The 24,843-nt window shown below is 40.3% G+C and carries 19 protein-coding genes; 11 read left to right on the forward strand and 8 right to left on the reverse strand.

The genetic code is table 11. The features are described from left to right. Nucleotides 1–109: 109 nt before the first annotated feature. Nucleotides 110–1,684, reverse strand: a complete 1,575-nt coding sequence (gene ahpF, locus H5183_RS02920) for an alkyl hydroperoxide reductase subunit F (protein ID WP_182730894.1) — start codon at nt 1,682–1,684, stop codon at nt 110–112. A 103-nt stretch (nt 1,685–1,787) separates the two neighbouring features. Beyond that, nucleotides 1,788–2,357, reverse strand: coding sequence for an alkyl hydroperoxide reductase subunit C (gene ahpC / locus H5183_RS02925; RefSeq protein ID WP_145234205.1), 570 nt, complete (start codon nt 2,355–2,357; stop codon nt 1,788–1,790). Nucleotides 2,358–2,602: 245 nt separating this feature from the next. Between ahpC and H5183_RS02930 the strand changes: the two genes are divergently transcribed. From H5183_RS02930 to H5183_RS02955, 6 genes are all read left to right on the forward strand, one after another. Continuing rightward, nucleotides 2,603–3,022, forward strand: a complete 420-nt coding sequence (locus tag H5183_RS02930) for a DUF3429 domain-containing protein (RefSeq protein ID WP_149980032.1) — start codon at nt 2,603–2,605, stop codon at nt 3,020–3,022. A 57-nt stretch (nt 3,023–3,079) separates the two neighbouring features. Next, on the forward strand, nt 3,080–3,451 hold the full coding sequence (locus H5183_RS02935; RefSeq protein WP_145234209.1) for a hypothetical protein: 372 nt from the start codon (nt 3,080–3,082) through the stop codon (nt 3,449–3,451). Nucleotides 3,452–3,459: 8 nt separating this feature from the next. Beyond that, nucleotides 3,460–4,263, forward strand: coding sequence for a class I SAM-dependent methyltransferase (locus tag H5183_RS02940; RefSeq protein ID WP_182730895.1), 804 nt, complete (start codon nt 3,460–3,462; stop codon nt 4,261–4,263). 2 nt (nt 4,264–4,265) lie between these two features. Then, nucleotides 4,266–5,255 (forward strand): Gfo/Idh/MocA family protein, encoded by a 990-nt coding sequence (locus tag H5183_RS02945; RefSeq protein ID WP_182730896.1) that lies wholly within the window; start codon nt 4,266–4,268, stop codon nt 5,253–5,255. A 217-nt stretch (nt 5,256–5,472) separates the two neighbouring features. Further along, entirely contained in the window at nt 5,473–7,134 is a 1,662-nt protein-coding gene (locus H5183_RS02950; protein ID WP_182730897.1) for a methyl-accepting chemotaxis protein, read from the forward strand. Between the two features lie 210 nt (nt 7,135–7,344). Next, nucleotides 7,345–8,208, forward strand: a complete 864-nt coding sequence (locus H5183_RS02955; protein WP_182730898.1) for a DMT family transporter — start codon at nt 7,345–7,347, stop codon at nt 8,206–8,208. A 72-nt stretch (nt 8,209–8,280) separates the two neighbouring features. On the opposite strand, the gene H5183_RS02960 is transcribed toward H5183_RS02955, so the two are convergent. The 3 genes from H5183_RS02960 to H5183_RS02970 form a co-directional block, all read right to left on the reverse strand. Further along, nucleotides 8,281–9,144 carry a sensor domain-containing diguanylate cyclase gene (locus tag H5183_RS02960; RefSeq protein WP_182730899.1) on the reverse strand — a complete coding sequence of 288 codons (864 nt, stop codon included), beginning with the start codon at nt 9,142–9,144 and terminating at the stop codon, nt 8,281–8,283. 330 nt (nt 9,145–9,474) lie between these two features. Continuing rightward, entirely contained in the window at nt 9,475–11,502 is a 2,028-nt protein-coding gene (locus H5183_RS02965; RefSeq protein WP_182730900.1) for an ATP-binding protein, read from the reverse strand. A 375-nt stretch (nt 11,503–11,877) separates the two neighbouring features. Next, nucleotides 11,878–13,866 (reverse strand): ligand-gated channel protein, encoded by a 1,989-nt coding sequence (locus H5183_RS02970; RefSeq protein ID WP_182730901.1) that lies wholly within the window; start codon nt 13,864–13,866, stop codon nt 11,878–11,880. Nucleotides 13,867–13,986: 120 nt separating this feature from the next. Here H5183_RS02970 and H5183_RS02975 point away from each other — a divergent pair, with 120 nt between their 5' ends. Next, nucleotides 13,987–14,895, forward strand: a complete 909-nt coding sequence (locus H5183_RS02975; protein WP_145234234.1) for a LysR family transcriptional regulator — start codon at nt 13,987–13,989, stop codon at nt 14,893–14,895. Nucleotides 14,896–15,002: 107 nt separating this feature from the next. After that, nucleotides 15,003–15,692, forward strand: a complete 690-nt coding sequence (locus H5183_RS02980) for a VC0807 family protein (RefSeq protein ID WP_149980025.1) — start codon at nt 15,003–15,005, stop codon at nt 15,690–15,692. Nucleotides 15,693–15,709: 17 nt separating this feature from the next. On the opposite strand, the gene H5183_RS02985 is transcribed toward H5183_RS02980, so the two are convergent. Continuing rightward, nucleotides 15,710–16,315, reverse strand: coding sequence for a TetR/AcrR family transcriptional regulator (locus H5183_RS02985; protein WP_145234238.1), 606 nt, complete (start codon nt 16,313–16,315; stop codon nt 15,710–15,712). Nucleotides 16,316–16,485: 170 nt separating this feature from the next. On the opposite strand from H5183_RS02985, the gene H5183_RS02990 reads away from it, so the two are divergent. The 3 genes from H5183_RS02990 to H5183_RS22000 all read left to right on the forward strand — a co-directional run bounded on the left by H5183_RS02990 (nt 16,486) and on the right by H5183_RS22000 (nt 21,247). After that, nucleotides 16,486–17,535, forward strand: a complete 1,050-nt coding sequence (locus H5183_RS02990; protein ID WP_145234240.1) for an efflux RND transporter periplasmic adaptor subunit — start codon at nt 16,486–16,488, stop codon at nt 17,533–17,535. Further along, entirely contained in the window at nt 17,535–20,624 is a 3,090-nt protein-coding gene (locus tag H5183_RS02995) for an efflux RND transporter permease subunit (RefSeq protein ID WP_182730902.1), read from the forward strand. The genes H5183_RS02990 and H5183_RS02995 overlap by 1 nt, the downstream gene beginning before the upstream one ends. A 332-nt stretch (nt 20,625–20,956) precedes the next feature. Continuing rightward, complete coding sequence (locus H5183_RS22000) at nt 20,957–21,247, forward strand: GreA/GreB family elongation factor (protein ID WP_404936100.1); 291 nt, start codon at nt 20,957–20,959, stop codon at nt 21,245–21,247. Between the two features lie 305 nt (nt 21,248–21,552). Here H5183_RS22000 and H5183_RS03005 read toward each other — a convergent pair whose 3' ends face one another. Continuing rightward, nucleotides 21,553–24,285, reverse strand: a complete 2,733-nt coding sequence (locus tag H5183_RS03005) for a choice-of-anchor I family protein (RefSeq protein WP_182730904.1) — start codon at nt 24,283–24,285, stop codon at nt 21,553–21,555. Nucleotides 24,286–24,642: 357 nt separating this feature from the next. Next, nucleotides 24,643–24,843 (reverse strand): S9 family peptidase (locus tag H5183_RS03010; RefSeq protein WP_182730905.1); only part of this gene is annotated, 201 nt, incomplete at its 5' end.

Here is a 24,843-nt window from a genome sequence, read left to right on the forward strand (position 1 = left end):
TAAATACTAGCACATTTTTTTATCCAAAAAAGCCGCCTTTGGAGAGGGCGGCTTGGGTGAACAAACAGCTATGGGTGGGAGCTGTTATATCAAGAGACTATAATTTGATTTATGCTACGCGTTGCTCTTCACTAGGTGTTTGACGAATTAAGTAATCAAATGCCCCTAGGCTTGCTGTTGCACCACTGCCCATCGCAATGATGATTTGCTTAAATGGTGTGGTCGTTGCATCTCCAGCAGCATATACTCCAGCTAAAGATGTCGCTCCTTTTGCATCTATTATTATTTCGCCAAACTGACTGAGTTCAACATTACTGTCTTTTAACCATTCAGTGTTAGGTATTAAGCCTATTTGTACAAAGATACCTGCTAAGTTTAACTGTTTGTTCTCACCTGAGGTGCGGTCAGTATAGCTTAAGCCCGTCACTTTTTTACCATCACCGAGTACTTCTGTAGTCTGGGCATTCTTAATAATAGTAATATTTTTTAAGCTTTTCGCTTTACGAATAAGCACTTCATCGGCGCGTAACGTATCTGCAAATTCAAGTACCGTAACGTGCTCAACAATATTAGCTAAATCAATTGCTGCTTCAATGCCCGAATTACCACCACCAATAACGGCAACAGGTTTGCCTTTAAATAACGGTCCATCACAATGTGGACAATACGCTACACCATGACCACGGTATTGTTGTTCACCAGCTACGTTCATTTCACGCCAGCGAGCGCCCGTTGCCAGTACTAACGATTTAGTACTGAGCACAGCTCCGTTTTCAAGCGTGATTTCATAACCATTTTTATAACTAAGACCGACGGCTCGTTGATTGTGCATGACATCTACATCGTACTCTTTAACATGCTCTTCAAGCTGAGCTACGAGCTTAGGCCCCTCGGTTGCTTTAATAGATATAAAATTTTCGATTGCTAGGGTATCAGCTACTTGTCCACCAAACCGGTCAGCAACAATGCCCGTATTCAAGCCCTTACGTGCTGAATAAATTGCTGCCGATGCACCAGCAGGGCCACCACCTACGACAAGCACATCAAATTGTGATTTTTCATTGAGAGAAGCGGCTTGGCGCTCTGCCCCTTTACTATCAACTTTATTTAAAATATCAGTTAAGCTCATCGCACCTTGGCTAAAGGGCTGGCCATTTAAGTACACCGCGGGTACTGCAAGTATATTTCGCTGCTCTACTTCATCTTGAAATAATGCCCCATCAATCATAGTTGCTTTGATGTTGCTATTATTAGCAGCCATTAAATTAAGCGCTTGTACGACTTGCGGACATGTTTGGCAACTTAATGAAATATACACTTCAAACTCGAGTGGCTGGGTCAGTGACTTGATTTGCTCAAGATCTGCAGCCGACGCCTTACTCGGATGCCCGCCCGTATGTAACAACGCTAATACCAAACTGGTAAACTCATGCCCCATCGGCACACCAGCAAAGGTAATTTGGCTATCTCGAATAGGTGAAGATACCGTTATTGATGGACGGCGTACGCCACTATCTGGATTATCTCGCACCAAAAATTTGTCGCTCAACGACGCAATATCGTTGGCTAAATTGTCAATTTCTATTGATTTTTTGCTGTCATCCAAGGCGATAAGTAGCTCAACAGGATCAGCAATAGCTGCAAAGTGACTTTTTAATTGATTTTTAATGTTGGTATCTAACATGACTTACCCTTGTTTTAGCAAAAATGCCCATCATCACGCTAATGTGCTTAATAAAATTGTGATGATGAGCCTTCAAGCATATTAATGCTTTGTAATAGTAGATTTAAATTTTGCCAACTAAATCAAGCGATGGTGCTAATGTTTCTTCACCTGGCTGCCAAGAAGCCGGACATACTTCACCATCATGAGTCGCAATGTATTGTGCCGCTTGTACTTTACGTACTAGTTCTTTGGCACTACGGCCAATACCTAAATCATGTGTTTCAATGATTTTGATTTCGCCCTCAGGGTTCATTACAAACGTACCGCGAAGAGCTAGGCCTTCGTCTTCGATCATTACGCCAAAGTTACGTGTAATACGCCCTGTTGGGTCACCGATCATAGGGTAAGTAATTTTACCAATAGTGTCTGATGTATCGTGCCATGCTTTGTGAGTAAAGTGAGTATCAGTCGATACTGAGTAAACCTCTACACCCATTTCTTGTAATTGCGCATAGTGATCTGCAACATCACCCAGTTCCGTAGGACATACAAAGGTAAAATCAGCTGGGTAGAAAAAGAAAATAGACCACTTACCTAAAACATCTTGTTCTGATAGTTCAACAAAATCACCATTGTGGTAAGCCGTTGCATTGAAAGGTTGTAATTTAGTGTTAATTAATGAAGTGCTCATAGTATTCCTCATTTGTTTATTTAAAGTGTAAACAACGCAGGCTGCTGCGTTGGCTTGAGTAATACAATAAGGTGCAAATAAAAATTAATAAAATTGATTGTTTAGATTAATTCAATCGATTTTATTGACTGAAGTGGTCACTGTCATCTGGACAGATAGGGCTAAAGCTTTTTTTGTGTCTAATGTTACAATGCTCACTGAAAAATATCGCGAATACGTATTTTTAGTTAATTTTGGGGTAAGCCATGAATAAATTCATCAATCATATCCAGTTAGGCTATTTAGGCTTATTGCCCTTTTTAGCGTGTGTCGGTTGGCCGTTATTAGTCGGTAGTAATAACTTTAATATGCAGTTTTTTACTTTTTATAGTATTGCGATTTTGGCTTTTATGAGTGGTAACTTATGGCACGCTGGACAACAGAGTTATCGAGATGCGATTAAGGCTATACTACCGATTTTACCGCTTGGCTTTTTAGCTTTTTTACCACAACACATAACCTTGGCTTGGTTAGCGGTTAGTTTTTGGCTGGTATTACTATTTGAAAAAACCAGCCCGCAATGGCAAAGCTATCATGCTGATTATCAAAAAATGCGCTTTGTATTAACCTCAGTGGTGTTTGTTTGCCATATATTAGTAATAGGCATTAGTTTATACCCTAACTAACTCGCCCTTTAAAACGGATTAATGTACCATCCGTGCACTGCTTTTTGAGGAACTAAAATGATAGACCAATTGCGCCAACAGCTTGATCAACTCGGTGAAAACTATGTTGAGAAAAGCGCTCATTTCAAAATTAAAGTGATCCCTTTTTTTTGTGCTATTCAAATCAAGAAAGATCATAAGAGTGAAGGCCGATTATCGTTTTATTCTAATCAATGGCTTGAAATTGCACTCGTGGTACTCTTTTTACTGTTTGGCTTAATGCTCTTCGATCCAGACGCAGGCTTTACTCATGGCCCTATTCATATTGCGTTTGCAGTATTAATCACGTTTAATTTAATTATCAAACAAATCGCGATTGAAGGACTAAAAACTCGCTTAGCGTTTTTACGTTTAATTGATCATGATGCTAAAAACACACCACTAGAATAATTGAATTAATGTATTTAAATCCTAATTGGCGGATCCTTACCGTTGGCGATGGCGACTTATCGTTTTCTCATGCTTTATCTACTGATCTAAAGCCGGCCAAGTTAGTTGCTTCTACCTATGATAGTGCAGCCACGATCACCTCCAAATATGCTGATAACGCACTAAATGCACTGCGAGATCATCACATTACGGTACTTGATAGTTTTGATGTGACTGACCCACAAGCCTGGCAACGCTTAAATGGCGAGCTATTTGATGTGGTGATTTTTCAATTTCCGCTTATTCCTGCTTTTGTCGGGGAAAGCGCTTATCGTGAAAACACCCAAACAACCAGTATGAATACCCTCAACCGGGCTTTGCTACACCAATATATTAAATATGCCACCAGCTATGCTCTTGATAACAATGGCCCAATGTTGTGCTACATCACCTCAAAAGATGTTAAACCATATCGTGAGTGGAATATTGAAGGCAGCTTAAATTATGGCTTAGCATCACGCTATATCGGCCAAATGCCATTTGATATCAGTCCTTTCCCTGGCTATAAAATCCGTAATGTTGATCGTGACAAACACGTAAAAGACACCAGTGGTACCACTTATGTATTCAGCCCAAAAGAAACGACTGAACTCCATAATCGATTAACTATACCAAGCTACTTAGCAGTTGATAGCTGTTCGCTGTGCCGAGTAGGTCCATTTCAAGCCAGTGAAGATAAACAAAAACACCTATTAGCTAAAAAGCACCAACAAATGTTAGGCTTTGAGGCAGACTGGCAAGCTTGGCTTGCACAATTCAACAATCAGGAGTAGCCATGAATTTTGTGATAGTCGGCACTAATTTTATTAGCGATACTTTACTTGCAGCGGCTAAAACAGTCAGTGAGTTTTCATTATATGGCGTATGTTCGCGTGCCGAGCAAAGCGGTCATGCGTTTTTAGCTAAGCACGCTATAAAAAATGCAAAAGTATTTACGACTATTGAGCAAGTATGCAGCGACGACAGTGTAGACGCTGTATATATCGCAGCCCCCAATAGTTTGCATAAAAGCTATGCTGTGGCCTGTTTAAATGCAGGAAAGCACGTGTTAGGTGAAAAACCTGCAGCAGCAAATAGCCAAGAATTAGCCGCGATAGTGGACGCGGCAAAACAAAATAATCGCCTTTATATGGAAGCGATGATGACCACTCACTTGCCTAACTTTGCCGTTTTACAGCAAGCCATTGCCAAAATTGGGACGCCACGTAAATACATAGGTCAGTATAGTCAATATTCATCACGCTATGATAAATACAAAAATGGTGAGCGCCCTAACACCTTTTTGCCAGCATTCGCTAATGGTGCGCTCGTCGATTTAGGGGTTTATCCGCTATATATCTTGATCGCACTTTGGGGTGCACCAAACACGGTAAAAGCCAGTGGAGTATTACTTGAAACAGGGGTAGATGGTGCTGGTGATGTATTACTAAATTATAGTGATAAGCAAGCAGTGATCAGTTATTCAAAAATATCTCAAGGTGATAATTTTACAGAAATCCAAGGTGAGCTGGGCCGTATTAGAATTGAAGCCGTTTCGTTATTAAAACAGATACAATTTATTGCTAATGATGGCAGTGTTGAAGAATTATCACAGCCATTTGATGAACACTTTATGCGCCACGAAGTTGCCCATTTCATTACAATCGCCAACGCAGGACAACTCGAATCACCTATCAATACCCATCAACTAAGTATCAATGTGATGGCTGTACTTGATAAAGCAAGACAGCAACTTGGTGTTATTTATCCAGCCGACCTACTATAAGCTACAAAATATTATTCACGCAAAACAACGCCTCAATGCTTTGAGGCTTGCCAATGTTGTTGTCACTTTTATCATACTCTTGCAATCTGCTCACTAATTTAATGCGTATCCAATAATAAATAAAATCCATGAATTCTTTAGTTAATTGAAATTATATTCTATAGTTATTTAGCATTATTATTAAATCGCAGCAGAGGCAATTTTGACAATAAGATTAATGCTAAGAACTGTTTTTGCTCTAGCAATCACAATTGCAGCAGGGCTACTCATTATCATATTACTGTTAAAAACAGGATTATCTGATAGTCAACAATCTGCTCAGCAACGCTATCAACTAAGTCATTTTGCTAAGCTGTCTGCCTCCAACTCTATCAAGCTAACAGAACTCGCCCGACAATATGTTGTCACCCTACAACCTAGCTATAAAAAACAATACTATGAACTTGTAAATCAAATTGAAGGGACTGAACCCTGGTTAGACGGTCGTAAAAAATCTTATATTGATCGCTTAAAAGAATTTAATGTAAATGAACAAGAACTTGCTTTGCTAAATAAATCTAACTCGCTCTCTTTGCAGTTAGTCAACACTGAAGAACAAGCTTTTCAATTGGTAAGTAGTTTTGCTGGGCAATCACCATCATTATTAAGTACGAGCGAATCAAAACAGTGGGTGCAGGCAATAGGACTGCTAACCGATAAGGGATATATGGATGAAGTAGCTAAAATACAGACTCCGGTGCAAGAATTTTTAGCTGCGGTAGAAAACAGCAGCTTGCAAGAAGTAATGAATAATAACAATCGTGTTGCTAATTTAAGCCTTATTAGTATTGTGATGGTATTAGTTATAATCACTATTTTAATTTTATGCTACTTACAGCTTGAGAAGCGCGTAATAAAGACAACCACGCTATTAGTCAATGAAGCACAACGAATCGCCAATGGTGATTTAACGCATAAAATTGCTCACTCCGGTAACGATGAAATTGCAGAGTTATCAGCCAGTTTTAATATTATGATCGATAAACTATCTACCTTACTGTCAGAAATTAACTCGCAATCCCAACAAGCCCAAATTGCTGCCAACGAGCTAGATTCTATTGCACAGCAGGCAAGACTGCTTAATGACGAGCAGAGTCAAGCAATTGAGGTGATCTCAAGTTCAGTATATGAAAACTCCACCGCCGTCAAAGAAGTATCAAAAAACTGCTCTGAAGCGGCTCAAAACGCAGGAGATGCAGATGCTAAAACACAAGCAGGGATCGATGTCGTTAATCAGAGTATTCATTCTGTCGAATCGGTTGCTGAAATATTAACCGAGTCAATTAATGATTTAAATGATCTCGAATCTTCAGTTAACGAAGTAGCGGTGATCTTAAATGTGATCAGCAATATTGCTGAACAAACTAATCTATTAGCACTTAATGCTGCAATTGAGGCCGCACGAGCTGGCGAACAAGGTCGAGGTTTTGCCGTCGTTGCCGACGAGGTAAGGACATTAGCGAGCAGAACACAAAGCTCAACAGTTGAGATACAACAAAAAATCAATAGCTTACAGTCTGCAAGTAACGCTGTAACCGAACGGATCCGTAGCAGTGATACGCGGGTTAAAGACGCAGTATCAAACTCAGAAAAAGTGGGCTCAATGCTCAAAGAAATAAGCACCCAAGTGCGCTTAATTTCAGATGCAAACCGAACCATTGCAGCTGCATCCGAGCAACAAGCACAAGTAACCGAAGATATAGCTGAACGCTTAACTGGTATTCAAGATGCCAGTATGCAGTCGAAGTCGCAAACCGCACAAATTTCGTCTTCGTCTAGTGAACTCGCGCAAGTTGCGATTAATTTAAATACACAAATAAATAAGTTTAAATTAAGCTAATATCACTTGCCAAAGCAGTCGTTATTTATACTAAAAGTACTATATTTAGTTTAAGACTACGCTGAGGCAAGAATACAAAAACCTAAGTTTACTAAAGCGCATTGGGTACCTCATCATAATTAAAAACTTTTACCGCAAAAGCTTAGCCCCGCTCTCAAAAAGCGCGTAGAATCCCCGCCAATAACCTTTTGCACTACTATAAGGACTGTAATGCAACGCACAATTCCTCCTTTTTTCATTGCTGTTATTTGCGTATTACTTGCCATGGTGACTATTCAGTCAGGCGCTTCAATTGCTAAGCAACTGTTTCCAATAATTGGCCCAGAAGGGACAACGGCACTTCGTTTGGGTTTCTCAGCAGCTATATTGTGTTTAGTGTTTAAACCTTGGCGCGCATTTCCGCCACTTGGTCAACGCATGCCAATTATGGTTTATGGTTTATGCTTGGGCGGTATGAACATTTTATTTTACTACGCCATTGAGCGTATTCCATTGGGGATTGCAGTCGCACTTGAATTTACCGGCCCGTTAGCGGTAGCGCTGCTATCATCGCGACGTAAGCGAGATTTATTTTGGGTCGCCTGTGCTATATCGGGGATCGTAATGTTGCTCCCGGATATGAAAGGTGAAGAAAGTCTCGATCTACTGGGCGTGATTCTGGCACTAGGTGCTGGTGCATGTTGGGCTGGCTATATCTTATTTGGCAAAAAAACGGGTAATCAAAGCTCTGGCGGGATGACTGTTGCCCTTGGTATGAGTGTCGCGGCGCTTATATTAGTGCCTTATGGTGCTATTTCTCAAGGTGGTGCACTACTAAGCTGGGAAGTGATCCCTTTAGGTTTATTGGTTGCTATTATGTCAAGTGCCCTACCTTATACGCTGGAAATGGTTGCACTGCGTAATATGCCTGCACAAGGGTTTAGTATTATGATGAGCTTAGAGCCCGCTATTGCGGCACTTGCTGGCTTTATAATTTTAGGCGAGTTATTAACTCTTTGGCAATGGTTAGCAATTCTTTTGGTGATAGTTGCATCGGTTGGCAGTTCAATGTCTACAAGTAAAGACAGCAACTAACAAACCAAAAAAGACGTAAAAATATTAGTTATAAAGCTGAATGTTGATTTTGATCAAAGGGGAGTAACGTGTTTAGACAATACGATTACCCCCTGCATTTTTTGCAACATACATTGCTTGATCTGCATGTTGAATAAGTTGTTGTTCATTCTCGCCCATTTCAGGATAACTGGCGATACCGATACTGACTGAAAGCTGTAATGAATGTTCATCTATCACAAAAGCTTGTTCGCACTCTTTGCGGATTTTTTCAGCTGTTTTATGTACGTCTGAGCGTAAGCTAATCCCATGAAGTAAGACTAAAAATTCGTCGCCACCTAAGCGCCCAACAGTATCAGACCCTCGAACACACCCTTGTAGCCGAGCAGCAATGGCTTGTAATAATCGATCACCACATTGATGCCCATATGAATCATTAACTTCTTTAAAACCATCAAAATCTATAAATAGTAGCGATAATTCAACCTGCTGTCGGTCAGCTTTCGTTAATGTTGATTGAATTCGGTCAAGTAACAGCATGCGATTGGGTAAACCCGTTAACTGATCATGTCCCACCATATGTTGTAATTGCTTTTCAAATTTTTTGCGCTCGGTGATATCATGAGCAACAGCAATTCTGAACTGATGTGAATCAGACCAGCGGACAGACCATAATATATGCACCACTTGCCCGTCTTTTCTCACCCAACGATTTTCAAAGCGCGGTTTAGAGCCTCCAGATAATAACGTATTTACTGCGTCAAGCGTGATCTCAACATCTTCTTTATAAACAAAGTCGAGCATTGGTTTACCAATTACTTCGCAAGGCTCGTAACCAAAAATGTCTTTAAAAGCCGCGCTCACAAAAACAAATACCCCTTGCTTGTCAACCACGCAAACAGCGTCAAGCATCAGTTCAAGTACATCAGTGAGACAAACCACACCACTATTTTTCATTCAACTCCATGCCTCAAACAGTAAAATTGCAGACTTTATTATTTATTTACAGTACACATCAGTTAAGCAATCAATCATTGCGTAATAGTGTATAACGTATCTTAGGATACGGTTCATTGTTGTTGAGATCTATAAAGAAATAATAATATATTGCGATAATAAAACTAATCATAGTGCGTTTTATCAAATACCACATTAAAATACATACAAATATTAGGCCACGTTATGTTTATCTATCAGTAAACTGCTTTTACTGTACTGCTCAAATGCTAAAAACCCGTCGCCAAATATAACTTGAAAAGCTAAAACCTTAAAAAATACCGCAGTAAACTAGCTTATTTCTTTAGTTTTGCTCCTTCCTACAGCATTAACTACCGCTTCCTCAATCGAATGTAGTTTAAAAGGCTTTGAAATAAACATATCCATGCCAGCTTCTTTGCACGCAACTTTATCGGTAGATGATGTATTTGCAGTTAATGCCACTATTAAGGTATCTGCATAAGGACAAATATGTTGCGCTCGCAAAATTTTAGTTGCCTCAAGTCCATCCAGCTGCGGCATCACGCAATCCATAAAAATAAGATCGTATTTTTTTTGCTTACACTTTAAAATTGCGTCTTCGCCATCAACTGCAAAATCGGCTTTAATATTTAGTTTTTCAAGTGAAGCGTCCAGTACTAATCGGTTTATTTGGTTATCATCAACGACTAAAACCGATAAATTAGTTGCCGCTATGACAACGTTTACCCGAGGATTATTTTCGATTTGTACGGCGCCGACTGCAAGTGGGATATCCACGATAAATGTCGTACCCTGATTAAAGGTACTATCAACCGTTATTGTCCCCCCCATAAAATCAATCAATTCTTTTACGATTGCCAAGCCTAAGCCGGTACCACCTTTACTCTTTTTTGCGTCTATTTCTTGTGTAAAAGGTGAGAACAATGAATCTAAAAATGAGTTGGTCATCCCCCTTCCGCTGTCACACACTTCAAGATGCAAGGCTAATTTATCACCGACTACATTCACATCAGCATTAAATTTTACCAAGCCTTCGTCAGTGAATTTTAACGCGTTACTTAATAAGTTTGACGCAATTTGGCTCAGCCGAGCATTATCGCAATAAGCCCAACAGTCATCTGCTATCGTTATATTTGTTTGAAAATCAACCTTACTATCTCTAAACAATGGAATGTACAACGAAGCAAGATCAACAAAAATTGTTTTTAATAAAAAATGATTTGGTTCGAGTTTTAACTCACCGTGGTTTATTTTTGAAAAGTCGAGCACTTCGTTAATTATACTCAGTAAAATATCCGCGCTACGCAAAGCTATCTTTAGTTTTTCAACTCTCTTATCTTCACGGCGCTCACCTAATAGCGTAGTTAACATTCCGGTTATGCCGTTCAATGGTGTCCTGAGTTCGTGACTTATTTTAGCTAGTAGCATGCTTCTATCTTCTAACATGCGCTCCGCTTCTGCTTTTTTATTTTTTAACTCTTCGCGAAGCATGACCGATTCAGTCACGTCTTGTAAGGTACCAAATAACCTCACACATCGACCATTTAATAATTCAGCTTCACCAAATGTTGATACCCACAAAGTCTGTCCATTAGCGGTAACAAGTTCGAGGTCGAGATGCCATTTCTCGCCACTTTGTATTGCAGAGTTCACTGCATTAACGATGCTTTCTCTACTTTCTCCTGCTTTAAAAAATTCAGTCGCAGCATTAAGATCAGGAACATAGCTATCACTAACTTGGTAAATACGCCGTGTTTGCTCGCTCCAAGTGACTTTGTCAGTGAGTAAATCAACTTCCCACGTGCCAATATTTGCTACAGCCTCTAATTTTAACAGCGTGTTATTGTTTTTAACAAGCTGTTCATTGGTGATCTTGCGGGCAAACTCAGCACCCAACCATTGTGCAAATAGCTCAACATAGTCATGGGCTTGTTGTGAAAATGGAGTAGATACAGCCGGTGATGAAAAATTAACTGTACCAAATATGGTTGCACCGACTTTTATTGGCGCACCAATATAAGATTCGAGCTGGAAATTTAGGTAACATGGGTGGTTTGCAATGCGACTACTCGACGCTTTATGAAAAGTAAGCGCGGCATTTGCTGCGAGTGTATGTACACAATAAGTGCCTTCTAAATCAAAAGTTGTACCAGAAGCTAAAGAATTATCAGGTGTTATAACGTAGAGCACGGTATAAATATTTTGTTCAATTTTACTAACAATCGCGATATCTAAATTAAATACATCAAGCCCAAACTTGAGCAAACTATGCGTTTTCTCGTCAAAACTTTGACTTTGATCAGATACAATATCATGGAAGCTTCGAAGGAAATTCAAATAAATACCTCGTATTATTTTGCATAGTGACAGATGCTATAGCTAAAAAATCTTATCTAACCACTTCATATTGGTTAATTATTATAGCGTGTAATTAAATATTTACCTTACTAAGGCGACTGACCTTTCAGGATTAAAATTTGTTCTATTTATGAGGAATAACCACACTGCATAAGCCCAGCCTTGCCTAAAAGCCAAACACATTGCTGCAAACTTCGAAATAGAAACACACGCTCCCCTAACTTTAGAGTAGAAACTTTTCATCAGCAATAGTTTATTTATATTTTCAGTTAGTTATAAAGCTCCATTTATAAAATAAGGCCTCAATTGAGACCTTATTACTTAACCTAAGCAGGGGTTACTAAGTGGTATGCATTAAAACTGCCACCCGAGCGATGCCCAATAACGGCGTCCGTCTTCGACATAACCATATTCATTCTCAGTGATATCTTTATCAAATAGGTTATAAATACCAAAGCCTAACTTTACGCTTTTAGTCAAAACATAATTACCACCCACATCGGCTAACGTGTAGTTAGGTGCAATTAGGCTGCTTTGTGAAGGACCTGTGGTTGGTTGGCTTTCCTCACCACGATAATGCACACGTAACCAACCCCCTAACTTATCGCTTGGCTGCCAGTTTAACGATGTTTGCACTATATGTTTAGGTAACTGATTGAGAGGACTGCCTTTATATTGCCCGGTTTTTTGCTCAGAATCGGTATAAGTGTAATTAGCGCTTAAACCTAAATCGCTGGTTAAGTCGTAAGAGACTGAAAATTCAAACCCTTGAGTCACGGCTTCATCAACATTTACATAGGTTGTCGGATCTGAACCAAACTGATTTTGGCCATCCATGCATTGCGTAAGTGGGCATGCAATTCGCGTAATTTTGTCATCAAACTCATTGTAAAACACAGTACTTGAGATTGTGTAATCACCACGTGGATCGTAATAAATACCCATTTCATAATTCAATGACTTTTCAGGACTAAGATCTGGGTTGCCATAGATATTGCCGCCTCGACTTACTTGTCCCCAGTCTGCATTTGATTGACGAATATTAGGCGCTCTAAAACCTGTCGAAATACCACCTTTGATAGTGATAGCCTTAGACGCGGTATAAACTCCATATAAACGTGGACTCCAATGGCCTGAAAAATTATCGTCGTGGTCGTAACGCAAACCTGTGGTGAGCTTAAATTTGTCGCTGGTGCTCCACTCATCCTCAGCAAATACCGACCACTGTTTATTTTCTACATGGGTTAACTCGCTGATCCTATTACTCGTGTAATCATCAAGCACTTCTTTTAAGTAGGCTGCACCAAGCGTCGCGTTATGACCGGCAAAAATCGGTAAAGTCCAACTGGTTTGCGCATCCGTGTTTTCAACAAACATTTCACGAGAAGTATTATCGTACTTATCGTATTTTAAATAGCTGCGCGAGTTACCAAAGTCATAATAACCGTTATGGGTTAACGAGTAAGTTTGTTGCTCATACTCTGTTGTCGATGATTCTGGGCAACTTCTTCGGCCACAGCTTTCACCCGGCGCCAATGGTTCAACTGTTTTACCCAGTGTGTTTTCAAATTTTTGCTGCGCGCTGCCAACCTCTAGCATTATTTCGTGATTATCGTTTGGCGTTAAAATAAACTTCGCTTTAAGGTTACTTTGCTCTTTGCCCCTAAAGCCTGCAGTAAAGTTATCTTCGTCACGTTTGGAAAACTGCCCATATAATTGCACACCTAATAATTCTGGGACAAGTCCACCAGCTGCGAAAAAACTACCTTGATTAGTATTACCTGAGTCGCTACTTTGTTGAACTGTACTGTCTAAACGCAGCTCACCATACCACTGCTGGGGTGTTTTTCGAGTAATAATGTTTATCACCCCACCGATAGCGTCTGAGCCATACAAGGACGACATAGGCCCACGTATCACTTCAATGCGTTCAATTGCAGAGATTGGCGGTGTCCATGCACCTTCAACACCTGGTCCATCACTGTTTGGCCTTGTTTCACGTGATGATTGTCGCTGGCCATCAACTAAAATTAATGTGTATTGGCTAGCCATGCCTCGCAAGCTTATATCTTTGCGATCGCCACCGCCGGTAACCACAACTCCAGGAACATCGGTCATTGCATCGGTTAAGTCACGATAAAAGCGTTTTTCCAGATCTGCGCGATCAATCACACTGATGCTTGCTGGCGCGTCCTTTAACATTTGCTCATAACCTGACGCTGATACCACGATAACTTCCATATCTTGTTTCGTTTCATCAGCTAACACTATTGAGCTGGATAAACTAAGCGCGGTTAAAATGGCGCTAGTTAACGGTATTAACTTACAACTTACCGTGTTCATGATTTTTCTCCGTGACAAATGCAGTTTAAATGATAATAATTAGCGTTTGCATGGTAGTGAGATGTTCCTTTTTCTACAATGTGTATTTTCTTAAAACAGTATTAAGTAAGACTTAACCAAATGAATACAAAATTACTTCGCGCATTAACTGTATTTGTGCGCATTGTTGAAACGGGTAGTATGAGTAAAGCCGCAGTTGATCTTGCCATGACCACATCAGCAATTAGCCAACAAATCAAACAAATAGAGCTTGATATTAAGTTGAGCTTATTTAATCGCAGTCCACGAGAACTGACACTCACCGAGGCTGGCGAGATTTATTATCAAAGCTGTGTAACCATCCTCACCGCTGCAAAACAAGCTGGTGAAAAGCTGCAATTTTTACAAAACAGCCCTAGTGGTCAATTAAAGTTAGTAGCACCGGTTGGATTTGGTGGCGGAATATTAAGTGAACCGCTTAAAAAATTAACTAACCAGTACCCTGATTTTGATGTGCAACTGACTTTATCTGACGAACCCCTTGATATAATAAAGTCGGGCGCTGATTTGGCTATAGCGATTGGCCCGCTGGATGATTCAAGTTTAGTTGCTCGGCCTTTGGCGAAGTGGCCACTCGTATTATGTGTACATAAAAGTCACCCATTGGCTGAGCATTGCACACTGTCGCCTTGGCAGTTAAACCATCATACTCGTATCTCGCATTGCACTGCAGATCACCCACTAACGCATAGTTTAAACAGCCAAAAAAAAGCGCTCCCAAAACCACGTATCGTGGTTAATAACATGCACAGTATTATTCAATTAGTGTGTGATGGCGTTGGTTATGCAATTTTACCAAAGCCAGAAGTACAATCATTATTGCTAGAAGGAGAACTCGTTGAGTTATGCACTGACTGGCAACTGCCAACCTACAGTGTGTATGCAATTACCCCAGCAAGAGATATTTTGGCAGGTAAAACCAAAGTGGCTATCGAAATTTTAAAACAGCACTGTGATGAAATCTCAGATTCATTAAAGCAGTCTGCATAAAGCAAATTATCCTAAACTTACTTGTAACTACTGCAACACAGCGGGTCTATATCTTAAAGTAACTTGTGTATATACTTTATGTATTGAATACCAATGATTGATGCATAATGACAGCGGCAAAAAAGAAGAGTAATTTTTTCAGTAATATAATTTTTAATATTATTTTACCAGCGGTGATTTTAAGCCGCTTTAGTACACCTGATACGTTAGGCCCGGTATGGGCAGTGGTGGTAGCACTTGCTTTTCCGCTGTTATTTGGTTTGTGGGAACTTAAACAATCAGGCAAAGTAAACTTTTTCTCAGTACTTGGCATTATCAGCGTACTACTTACTGGCGGTATCAGTTTATTTGAACTTGACCCAGCTTATATCGCGATTAAAGAAGCGATGGTACCAGCAATTATTGGTGTGATTGTATTGATCAGCCAGTACACCCCTTATCCGCTGATCCGTAAATTACTAATTAACCCTGAATTGCTTGATATTGATAAACTTATGCATTCGTTAGAGCAACAAAACAACACCGCGGTATTTGATGCAAAAATGCGTCTTGCCGGTTTTATTGTTGCCAGTGCGTTCTTTTTATCTGCAACACTCAACTACTTTTTAGCGAAAAGTATTGTTGTTAGTATGCCCGGCACCACAGCTTATGCCGAAGAGTTAGGACGTATGACTTGGTTAAGCTACCCAGTCATTGTGGCGCCGACTATGGTGCTATTAGGCGGAGCAATTATTTTCATTTTTAAGCAAATAGGTAAATTAACTAAACAACCTATCGATGAATTTATATTGCAGTAAGTGGTTACTCAAAAGCCTTAGCGATACATTTTAATAAACCGCCTTACGCAATCTTCAATATATGCTGCTGGCGGTACATCATTAATTTTTGCGTGCCCAAGTGCATGGCGTAATTTCCAATCACCTGTGGCCATGCCCAGTAACTGTAACGTGGCAAACTTAGGGTTGTCGATATCAAGCAAGCCCGCCTGTGCAATACTACATAAGCAGACCTCTACCTGCTGCATCACTACTTTAGGGGCAGCGTCATAAAACAATAAGGCCAACTCAGGGTATTCATCCTTGTGCGCTACGCACGTGTCGTATACTTTCAATGCCTCGGGTGAAAATACCAGTGTAATAAAATTAGTCACAACACGTAGTAAGTTTTCCTCTAGGCTTTGCGCTGGCTCAAAACGCTCTTTACGTAAGTTTGAGGAGGAACAATGCGCTGTTACAGTTTCAACAAATAGATTATTTTTGTCTTTGAAATGACTATAAACCGTTTGTTTAGATACTTGGGCTAATTTAGCAATTTGATCCATGCTGGTATTAGGAAAGCCTTTATCCATGAACAAGGTCGTTGCAGCTGTAATAATTTGTTGTCGTTTTTGTTCTGACCGACTTAGGGTAGTTATTTCCATTTTCACCTCAAATCAAACTAGACAGTCTAGTTTGATTGATTTATATTTATACAAAATTAGACTCTTGAGTCCAATTCTAAATCATTCTGCGTCTAGCACAAAGCATAACTGTGTTTAATGCACCTGACTAACCACGCTGATTTAACATGGCGATAAATAAGGATATTATAATGAAAAAATATCTGCTAAGTGCATTCATTTTATTCACATCATTTATATGTTATGGCGAAAGTCTGGTTCATGTAGCTGCCTACACAGTACAACAAGAGGCGGGCTATTATCAAACACGTACGCTTAGTGGCAAAGTGGTCATACAAAACGATGCAAAGTTGAGTTTTGAATTTCCAGGAAAAATTGCACAAATTTATTTTGATCAAGGCGAGCAAGTAAAACAAGGCGATATTATTGCACGCCAAAATACGCAGCTTTTAGTTATCGAAGAACAAAAACTCCAGGCGCAAAAACAACGAATTCAAGCACAACTTACCTTCGCTAAACTTGAAAAAAGGCGTTTAGCAGAACTTGATAAAAAGAACTACTCGGCCACCTCGGCACTTGACCAAGTTAAAACCAATATCGCTGTACTTAACGCAGAACTAGCCGCAATAGCAGCAAACTTGAATGAAGTCAGTATCCGCACTGAAAAGGCACATTTAACCGCGCCATTCAACGGTATTTTAGGCCAGCGCTTTGCCTCACAAGGTGAAATTGTTGCAGCCAGTACACCGATTGTGCGTTTAATCGAAAACCAACATGCGCAAGTAAGCATGGGGATCCCACTGACACTGCAAAGCACCATCCAAAATAGCATGGACATTGAGATTGCCGGACAAAACTTTACTGCACAATCTATCAGTAAAGGAGCGAGTATCGACCCACATACACAAACCTTAACAATGCGCTTTGCTTTGCCAAGTAGCGCAGTTGTTTATGCTGGTCAATTAGCAAAATTAACAGTGCAACAATATCAGCAACAAAGCGGTTTTTGGGTGCCTCTTGATGCCCTTGCCGATGGTGTGCGCGGTACTTGGCAGGTTTATCAAATAAAAAACAAGGTACTAAAACCTATCATTGTGCAGCTTTATTATGCCCATGATGGCTATGCGTTTATTGGCGCCCCATTACACAATGGTGCGCAAATTGTTGCCAATGGCATGCATAAGCTGTCGGCCAACATTTCGGTTAATGTTGTTGCAAATCAACCAACCAAGGTGCTGTGATGATCCGCTATTTATTTAATCACGGGCGTGTCCAAGCGCTTTTAGTGGCGTTACTTATCGTTAGTGGTTTAGCTGCGATCAGTGGCTTAGCGCGCAGTGAAGATCCTCGAATAACTAATCGTATCGCTATCGTAACCACTGCTTTACCTGGCGCCAGTGCTGAACGAGTTGAGGTGCAAATAAGTGAGAAAATCGAACAAAAACTAAAATCCCAAGCTGAAGTAAAGCATTTATCGTCGATTTCTCGTCCTGGGCTCTCAGTGATCACCATTGAGCTAAAAGACGAAGTCACGAACGTTAAACCCATTTGGTCGCGAATGCGTGATTTATTAGGTGATGTCAACAACCAGTTGCCAGTAAATGCTTCATCACCGCTACTGGATGACGAGCGTGGCTATGCTTATACTCGTATCTTATCGCTTAACGCCAATGACGATATAACCACATTAGCAACGGTTAATCGCTATGCAAAAGAACTGAAAAATCAATTACGTAATGTTTCGGGTGTGGAGTTGGTGCATTTTTTTGGCCAAGTTGATGAGGAAATTTTAGTTGCGGTTGATCAACAAAAAGCCAGTTTAGCTGGTATTCCTTTAGCGCATATTCATGCAGCTATTCAAGGTGCAGATGCAAAAGTAGCCGCTGGTACCCTTACAAATGACAAATCGCAAATGCAAATTGAAGTGACCGGTGCGTTTGACTCGATTGCTCGCATTGGCGCAATTCCACTAAGTAGTAATCAAAATGCAGGGCAATATCAACTCTCTGATGTAGCCCAAATTACTCGTTCAGTAAAAACCCCCGTGAACGAAATTGCATTAATTGATGGAAAACCCGGTATTTATATTGCGATCCGCATGTTACCAAACTTGCGTATCGATACTTTTTCTAAGCGTGTTGATGTCGCCATCGATAACTTTAGCCAAGACTTACCAAGCCAAATTTTACTCCAAGATATTTTTGATCAACGCGGTTATACCCAAACTCGTTTAGCCGATTTACTCAGCAATATTACCGTGGGGTTTGTGCTTATTCTAGTGGTATTATTTATCACTTTAGGTTTTAAAGCTGCTCTGGTTGTCGGCACCGCGTTACCTTTAACCGTATTGTTTACGTTAGTAAGTATGCAGCTCTATGGCTTACCTATTCATCAAATGTCGGTTACCGGTTTAGTCGTGGCACTGGGCATTATGGTTGATAACGCCATTGTGATCACCGATGCTGTTCAGCGCTTTCGCCAACAAGGCCTAACAGCTTTAGCCGCAGTAGAAAAAGCCGTGGCACATTTTTGGCTTCCACTGCTTGGCTCAACTCTAACAACTATTTTAGCGTTTGCACCGATTGTGCTGATGCCAGGTGCTGCAGGAGAGTTTATTGGCGGTATTGCCTTAAGTGTTATTTTTGCCTTAATTGGTTCATACCTGATTTCACACTCTTTAGTGGTGGTATTTGCAGGGCAATTTATCAATAACGAACCGCGTACTGGTATCTTTTATCAAGGTATACGCACACCTAAACTCAGTAAACGCTTTGAAGCAACGTTAAAACGTAGCCTAGAAAAACCAATACTCACTTTACTACTGGTCTTTATACTCCCTGTTGCCGGTTTTTTTGGGGCAGGACAACTCACCGAGCAGTTTTTCCCGCCCTCAGATCGCGATATGTTTCAAATTGAAGTGCATTTTGCCCCTCATGTGAGTATTACATCAACTCGACAAGCCATAGAGAAAATGGATCAACTAATTCGGCAATCTGAAGGCATTGAAAAGCTTGATTGGATGATCGGAACTAATTTCCCAAGCTTTTACTATAATATGCTCCAGCGTAATCGCGGCGCCAATAACTATGCGCAAGCGATGGTAAAAGTAACCGACTTTAAACGTGCCAACGAGTTAATAAAAAGCTTGCAAATACAGCTTGATAAAGCATTTCCAAACGCACAAACTTTAGTCAGAAAGCTTGAGCAAGGTCCACCATTCAATGCACCAATTGAAATGCGTATTTATGGCCCAAGCCTAGATACTCTCTCTGAACTGGGCCAACAATTACGCACGCAGCTCATTGCTCATAACGATATAACCCACACCCGTCCAACCTTATTGTCGGGCTCGCCTAAACTATGGTTAAACACCGATGAAGCAGCGCTGACTCATGCAGGATTAAGCCTAAGTAATATGGCAACACAACTACAAAACCAGTTCAATGGTGTCGTGGTCGGCAGTATTATTGATAATACCGAAACCGTTCCCGTACGCGTTAGAGTTGCAGATAAGCGCCGAGATGATATTAGCTCGCTATTTAGTACGCAGTTAAATACGCTAGCTAGTTCAAACCAAATAGATACTGCACAACCGCTAGTGGTTGAATCATTTGCCAGTGCAACACTGAGCCCTTCTCGTGGCTCTATCGCTCGCCGTGACGGTGAACGTGTTAATATTATCGAAGCTTATTTAGCAACTGGCGTATTACCGCAAACCGTACTGAATGAAGTGACCGCCACCATTGCACAATCAGGCTTTGTATTACCCCATGGCTACAGATTAGAGCTCGGTGGTGAGTCGCAAAAACGCAACGAAGCGGTTGGTAAATTGCTTGGCCAAGTGGGGATTATTGTCGTGTTATTGATCACCGTACTGGTGATGTCATTTAATTCATTTACCACCACAGGGCTAATCTTAATAAACGCCCTGCAAGCTGCAATGCTGGGCTTGCTCAGTGTATTTATTGCTGGCTACCCGTTTGGTTTTACTGTGATCATTGGTTTATTGGGCTTAATGGGACTGGCCATAAATGCCGCCATTGTCATTTTATCAGAGTTAAATTCACTGCAAGCCCTCACTGATAAAAACAAAATCGTTGCCGCTGTGATGACTTGCTCACGCCATATCAGCTCCACGACTATCACCACCGTTGGTGGCTTTTTACCACTCATACTCGCCGGCGGAGGTTTTTGGCCTCCGTTTGCCGTCGCTATCGCAGGTGGTACTGTATTAACCACTGTGTTGTCATTTTACTTTGTTCCTGTGGCATATTATTTAGTATCAAAACGCACGCTACGCACAAAAAAACATGGAATTAACGCACACTAGTAAATTTAAATTAATATCTTTATTTTTAAATTATAAAACACCATTGATATAATATTTTTATGAGGTATGATTACTTTAAATAAGAGGAACATCATGTTTATATTAATATCTCATCCACAAAAAACAAATCTCACCTTCGACATTTAAGCCGAGTGTAACTCTTACACTCGGCAGTCTCACTGTATTATTTTAAATTTAAGTTCGGTTCAGTTTTCGTGGAGATTTAGTCCGTGTTTGCTTTTCTGTTCGGGTACAAAACCCCTGCTTTTTATAAGTATAAAAACTATTTAAGCCAAAGTTCAGCATTTTTACATCCGCTGAAACTCGCGCATGTGTTGCAAAAAATAGAGTATTCACAACGACCTTGGTCAAAGTTTAGCCCACATGTACAAATTGGCTGTACCGTAGTCATCCAGCATACTGATACGGGTTATAAACGCCGTATAAGCTTAGTTCCGGCTGCAGAAAAGGGGCTATGTAATAATGTTGTGTCATTACACTCCTCTATAGGTACTGATCTTTTAGGACATAAAATAGGTCACATTTTTGAGTGTAAAGAATATGGATGTTTTCACTCTTGGCAAATATTAGCAATTAATAGTAAGGAGAATTATATAGAGTAAATCATTTCAATTTTTATTTATTAATTTTTATATATTTAATTGGAGTTATTTATAATGAGTAAAGAAAAAGCTAAAAAACCAGCAAAAATGACGTTAAAAGAAAAGCGAAAAATACGTAAAGAGAAAACAAAGACAACCGAAAAGTAAAGAGTTGTCACTTTACATATAACGTTTCATGGAAACCTTAATAAAGTCCAAAGCTCGGCATTATAAAAATGTCGGGCTTTTATCGTTTAAATATATTAATAAAAAAGGCCTCAATAGAGACCTTTGTTATAGATGAAGTTTAAATAAAACTGAATTAGCTACTGTATTGTTGGCACGGTAATAATTGATACAGAGCCTAGCGGATCTACGTTATAGTCTTCACTCGGTTCGCCTTCGTCAGCGGTGATGATTAATTTACCATCGGGACTGAAAGTTACCATATCTGGCAGTGCTCCGACCGCAGATATCATTTCAAGCTCATAACTACTCGTGTTAAACATAGCAACAACGCCAGTATCAGTTTTCACGCCTGACTCGATCGCAGCGGCAAGTTTTCCGTTTGATACTGCGACAGAATTAACACCTGCACCGTAATAGCTAATATCAATTGCGCCAAGTGTTGCAATGTTATTTGGGTTAGCAAAATCAATCACTTCAATACGAGGAGCGTTAAGCAAGCTGCCGTTATTTACTACGAATAAACGTTTTGTTTGTGCATCATAAGCCGTGATCTCTGCGGCGCCTTCACCACCTTCAATTAACAAGCGTGATGCAAAATCAAACTTGCCTTCGTTGTTTTCACTATAGACGGTGATATTACCACTGTCTTCGTTTGCAACTACCAGCTGCGCTTTTGACGTTGGGCTTTGATCAGCGGTTATAAATAACACCCCTTCTGGCGCATCATCACCTTGGGTAACGAGCATTTGCACAAAACTTACGGCATTAACATCACTAATATCATATACTGCAACCGCATCAGCACGCTCTAAAGCAATAAATGCATAGCGCTTATTGGCAACCATACCTGTTGTTACACTCTCAGGCTCAGTGCCTTTCGCATCACTGCGACCATCTGGGTAAACGCCGGCTTTATTAGCTTCAAAGGCAAGTGATGAACCACTATCAAACACCTGCTCACCGGTATCACCATTGAAGATTGAGAATGAACGTGCACCAAAACTATAGAGTTTATTATGACTTGATGCTGCAGTATCAGAATCAACATATTGCGATACTAATAAACGCCCTAATTCGACGTTGTTTTGTAATATACTTACGTCTGTAAATACCGACTCATCAAGCACGATATCTGCAACTTTCTCACCTTCAGCGAAGTTGCTAAACCAGTCACGTATATCCCCCTCGTTGGCAGTTAAAACGTAATCTATGCCATCTTGTGTAAATGTTGCGATGCCATCAGGTTGATACATACCCACTACGTTTGCGCGGGTTTGTAGTTTGATCATATTATCTTTATCACTGGCATCGATTTCATTGCCAGCCATACCATAATCTTTAAAGCCCAGCGGAAAAATATCAGTGATAGTTTTCGTGGTTAAGTCTATTTTTGCAAGGCCGTTATTCTCTTGCAATGACACCCATGCAGTGCTTGAATCAGCTGATACGGCGACATACTCAGGCTCAACGTCTGCAGCTAAATCTGCACCTTTACCAAATACTCGGAAGCCTTTGCTTTCAAGAGCCGCTTCTTGATCATTAAATGATGTGAAATTTAATGTAGTTGCAGCACCCACATGCATAGGAGTTTTGAAGTTTTTACGTCCAGGGCTGGCATAAAGTTGTGGCGCATTCTCATCAACAAGCTCTATAAATTCCATACCATCAGGAAAACGGCCATAACTATTAACATGGAAATCGCCATAACTGACTTGTTGATGCACTTGGCCTTGGTATTTTAGTTTAATGGTTTCGCCTTTGCCTAAGCCAAAGTCTTCATTATTATTTAAAATAGCCGTTGCGGGTGCACCGTTAGGTAACTGAGCACCCGTAACTAAATTCGGCAATAATACAATAAAGCCGTGGCCAGGAATTTCTGTACCTGCAGGGATAGTTAAACCCGCTTGGTTATTCGCTTCACGGTCTAAATCAACTAACTCCCACTCATTAGCTGCAAAAACAAATGGTTCAGAAGATGTGTTGTACAGCTCAACAAAATCAAAATCGGCGTCATCACGGCCTTTTGAAACCACTTCATTGATCACAATATTAGCGGCAGTTGCACCATCAACCGGCGCTGGTAATTTATTGGCAGCACCAGGCGTTGGCGCGAGCGCTTCATCTTGAGTGTGCCAATTACCACCATCTGGTAAACGCCCCCATGTAGACACATGGCTACCATCACTCCAATGTGCGCTATCTACAATTTGATTGTTGTGCACCAGTAATGCGGTGTCGCCTTTACCTAAACCAAAATCAGTATCGCCAGCAGTGGCAACTAAAGTATCTGTTGGTGCATCAAATGGAATGCTAGTTTGATCTGTGGCAATCACTAAAAACCCACCTGCGGCGATGGTTGTACCTTGTGGAATTTTAATGCCCGGCTCTTTATCAATCTCAAAGCCTTTTAAATCATTTACTGCCCAATTAGCGTCACTAAAGGTAAATGCTTGTTCAGAGTTATTAAACAACTCAATAAAATCATAACCGCCTTCATTTGAACGCACCTCGTTGATCACCACTTGCCCTGCTGATGGTGTCTCAGTAATTTGGCTAAATGTTGCAGTAACCTCTTTATGGTTATTCATTGTAAGAGTTAAAGAAGTCGCGCTATAGTCTGCATTACCAATATCGCCAGACCATGAAACAAATTTATATCCTTGTGCAGCCTGAGCGTTTAGCATAACAATAGCACCTTGCTCATAATCAGCACGCTCTGGACTTATTACTACGTTTCCAGCACTTTGCTCTGTGATATTTAATATCAGTTGGTAACGCAAAGGCTCTAAATCATTATCATCATCTGCTAGATCACAGCCACTTAATAGACCTAGCATTAATAAGCTGCCTACTATCGGTTTCAATTTCATCACATTTCCTTGGTATCGTTTTAGTTTTAATTAATCACGATACCCTAAAGCGTAATATTGACAGCTAAATGTAATTATCATGTCAATGGGATGACATTGCGAACGAGAATAAACTATAAAGTCATGATTTAATTTATAATTCACCTCACTCTAAATAACCAAAATTCAGACGTACAGGTAGTAATTTCCAACTCTAACTACGTTGAATTTACTTGCCGTTGCTCTCTAACTAATAGCTGTAGTGATGTACTGAATATCAGGTTGTAACTCTGCGCAATAGAAAAAATTTATAAAACACTTAAAATTGTGAGGGGCACTTTTTGGCATAAAAAGCGCAGCATAAACCGCGCTTTCAATTTACTCTGATACAGAAGGTTCAGTATTTGCTTGAGCATCGCTTACAGGAGCTTCGTCAGTTAACAAGTATTTATCCAGCCATTGCTCTTGCTCCCAAAGCACATGCAGTAAACTCTTGCGAGCACGGTAGCCGTGAGCTTCGTAAGGTAACATCACTAAACGCGCTTCTTTACCTAAACCTTTTAGCGCAGCGTACATACG

The organism is Pseudoalteromonas sp. SR44-8 (assembly GCF_014163635.1).
GTDB lineage: Bacteria > Pseudomonadota > Gammaproteobacteria > Enterobacterales > Alteromonadaceae > Pseudoalteromonas > Pseudoalteromonas rhizosphaerae.

Excerpts from the sequence above, each read along its gene's own strand:
- ahpF (WP_182730894.1), bottom strand. The coding sequence starts at position 1,684 with ATGTTAGATACCAACATTAAAAATCAATTAAAAAGTCACTTTGCAGCT.
- ahpC (WP_145234205.1), bottom strand. The coding sequence starts at position 2,357 with ATGAGCACTTCATTAATTAACACTAAATTACAACCTTTCAATGCAACG.
- H5183_RS02930 (WP_149980032.1), top strand. The coding sequence starts at position 2,603 with ATGAATAAATTCATCAATCATATCCAGTTAGGCTATTTAGGCTTATTG.
- H5183_RS02935 (WP_145234209.1), top strand. The coding sequence starts at position 3,080 with ATGATAGACCAATTGCGCCAACAGCTTGATCAACTCGGTGAAAACTAT.
- H5183_RS02940 (WP_182730895.1), top strand. The coding sequence starts at position 3,460 with ATGTATTTAAATCCTAATTGGCGGATCCTTACCGTTGGCGATGGCGAC.
- H5183_RS02945 (WP_182730896.1), top strand. The coding sequence starts at position 4,266 with ATGAATTTTGTGATAGTCGGCACTAATTTTATTAGCGATACTTTACTT.
- H5183_RS02950 (WP_182730897.1), top strand. The coding sequence starts at position 5,473 with ATGCTAAGAACTGTTTTTGCTCTAGCAATCACAATTGCAGCAGGGCTA.
- H5183_RS02955 (WP_182730898.1), top strand. The coding sequence starts at position 7,345 with ATGCAACGCACAATTCCTCCTTTTTTCATTGCTGTTATTTGCGTATTA.
- H5183_RS02960 (WP_182730899.1), bottom strand. The coding sequence starts at position 9,144 with ATGAAAAATAGTGGTGTGGTTTGTCTCACTGATGTACTTGAACTGATG.
- H5183_RS02970 (WP_182730901.1), bottom strand. The coding sequence starts at position 13,866 with ATGAACACGGTAAGTTGTAAGTTAATACCGTTAACTAGCGCCATTTTA.
- H5183_RS02975 (WP_145234234.1), top strand. The coding sequence starts at position 13,987 with ATGAATACAAAATTACTTCGCGCATTAACTGTATTTGTGCGCATTGTT.
- H5183_RS02980 (WP_149980025.1), top strand. The coding sequence starts at position 15,003 with ATGACAGCGGCAAAAAAGAAGAGTAATTTTTTCAGTAATATAATTTTT.
- H5183_RS02985 (WP_145234238.1), bottom strand. The coding sequence starts at position 16,315 with ATGGAAATAACTACCCTAAGTCGGTCAGAACAAAAACGACAACAAATT.
- H5183_RS02990 (WP_145234240.1), top strand. The coding sequence starts at position 16,486 with ATGAAAAAATATCTGCTAAGTGCATTCATTTTATTCACATCATTTATA.
- H5183_RS02995 (WP_182730902.1), top strand. The coding sequence starts at position 17,535 with ATGATCCGCTATTTATTTAATCACGGGCGTGTCCAAGCGCTTTTAGTG.
- H5183_RS03005 (WP_182730904.1), bottom strand. The coding sequence starts at position 24,285 with ATGAAATTGAAACCGATAGTAGGCAGCTTATTAATGCTAGGTCTATTA.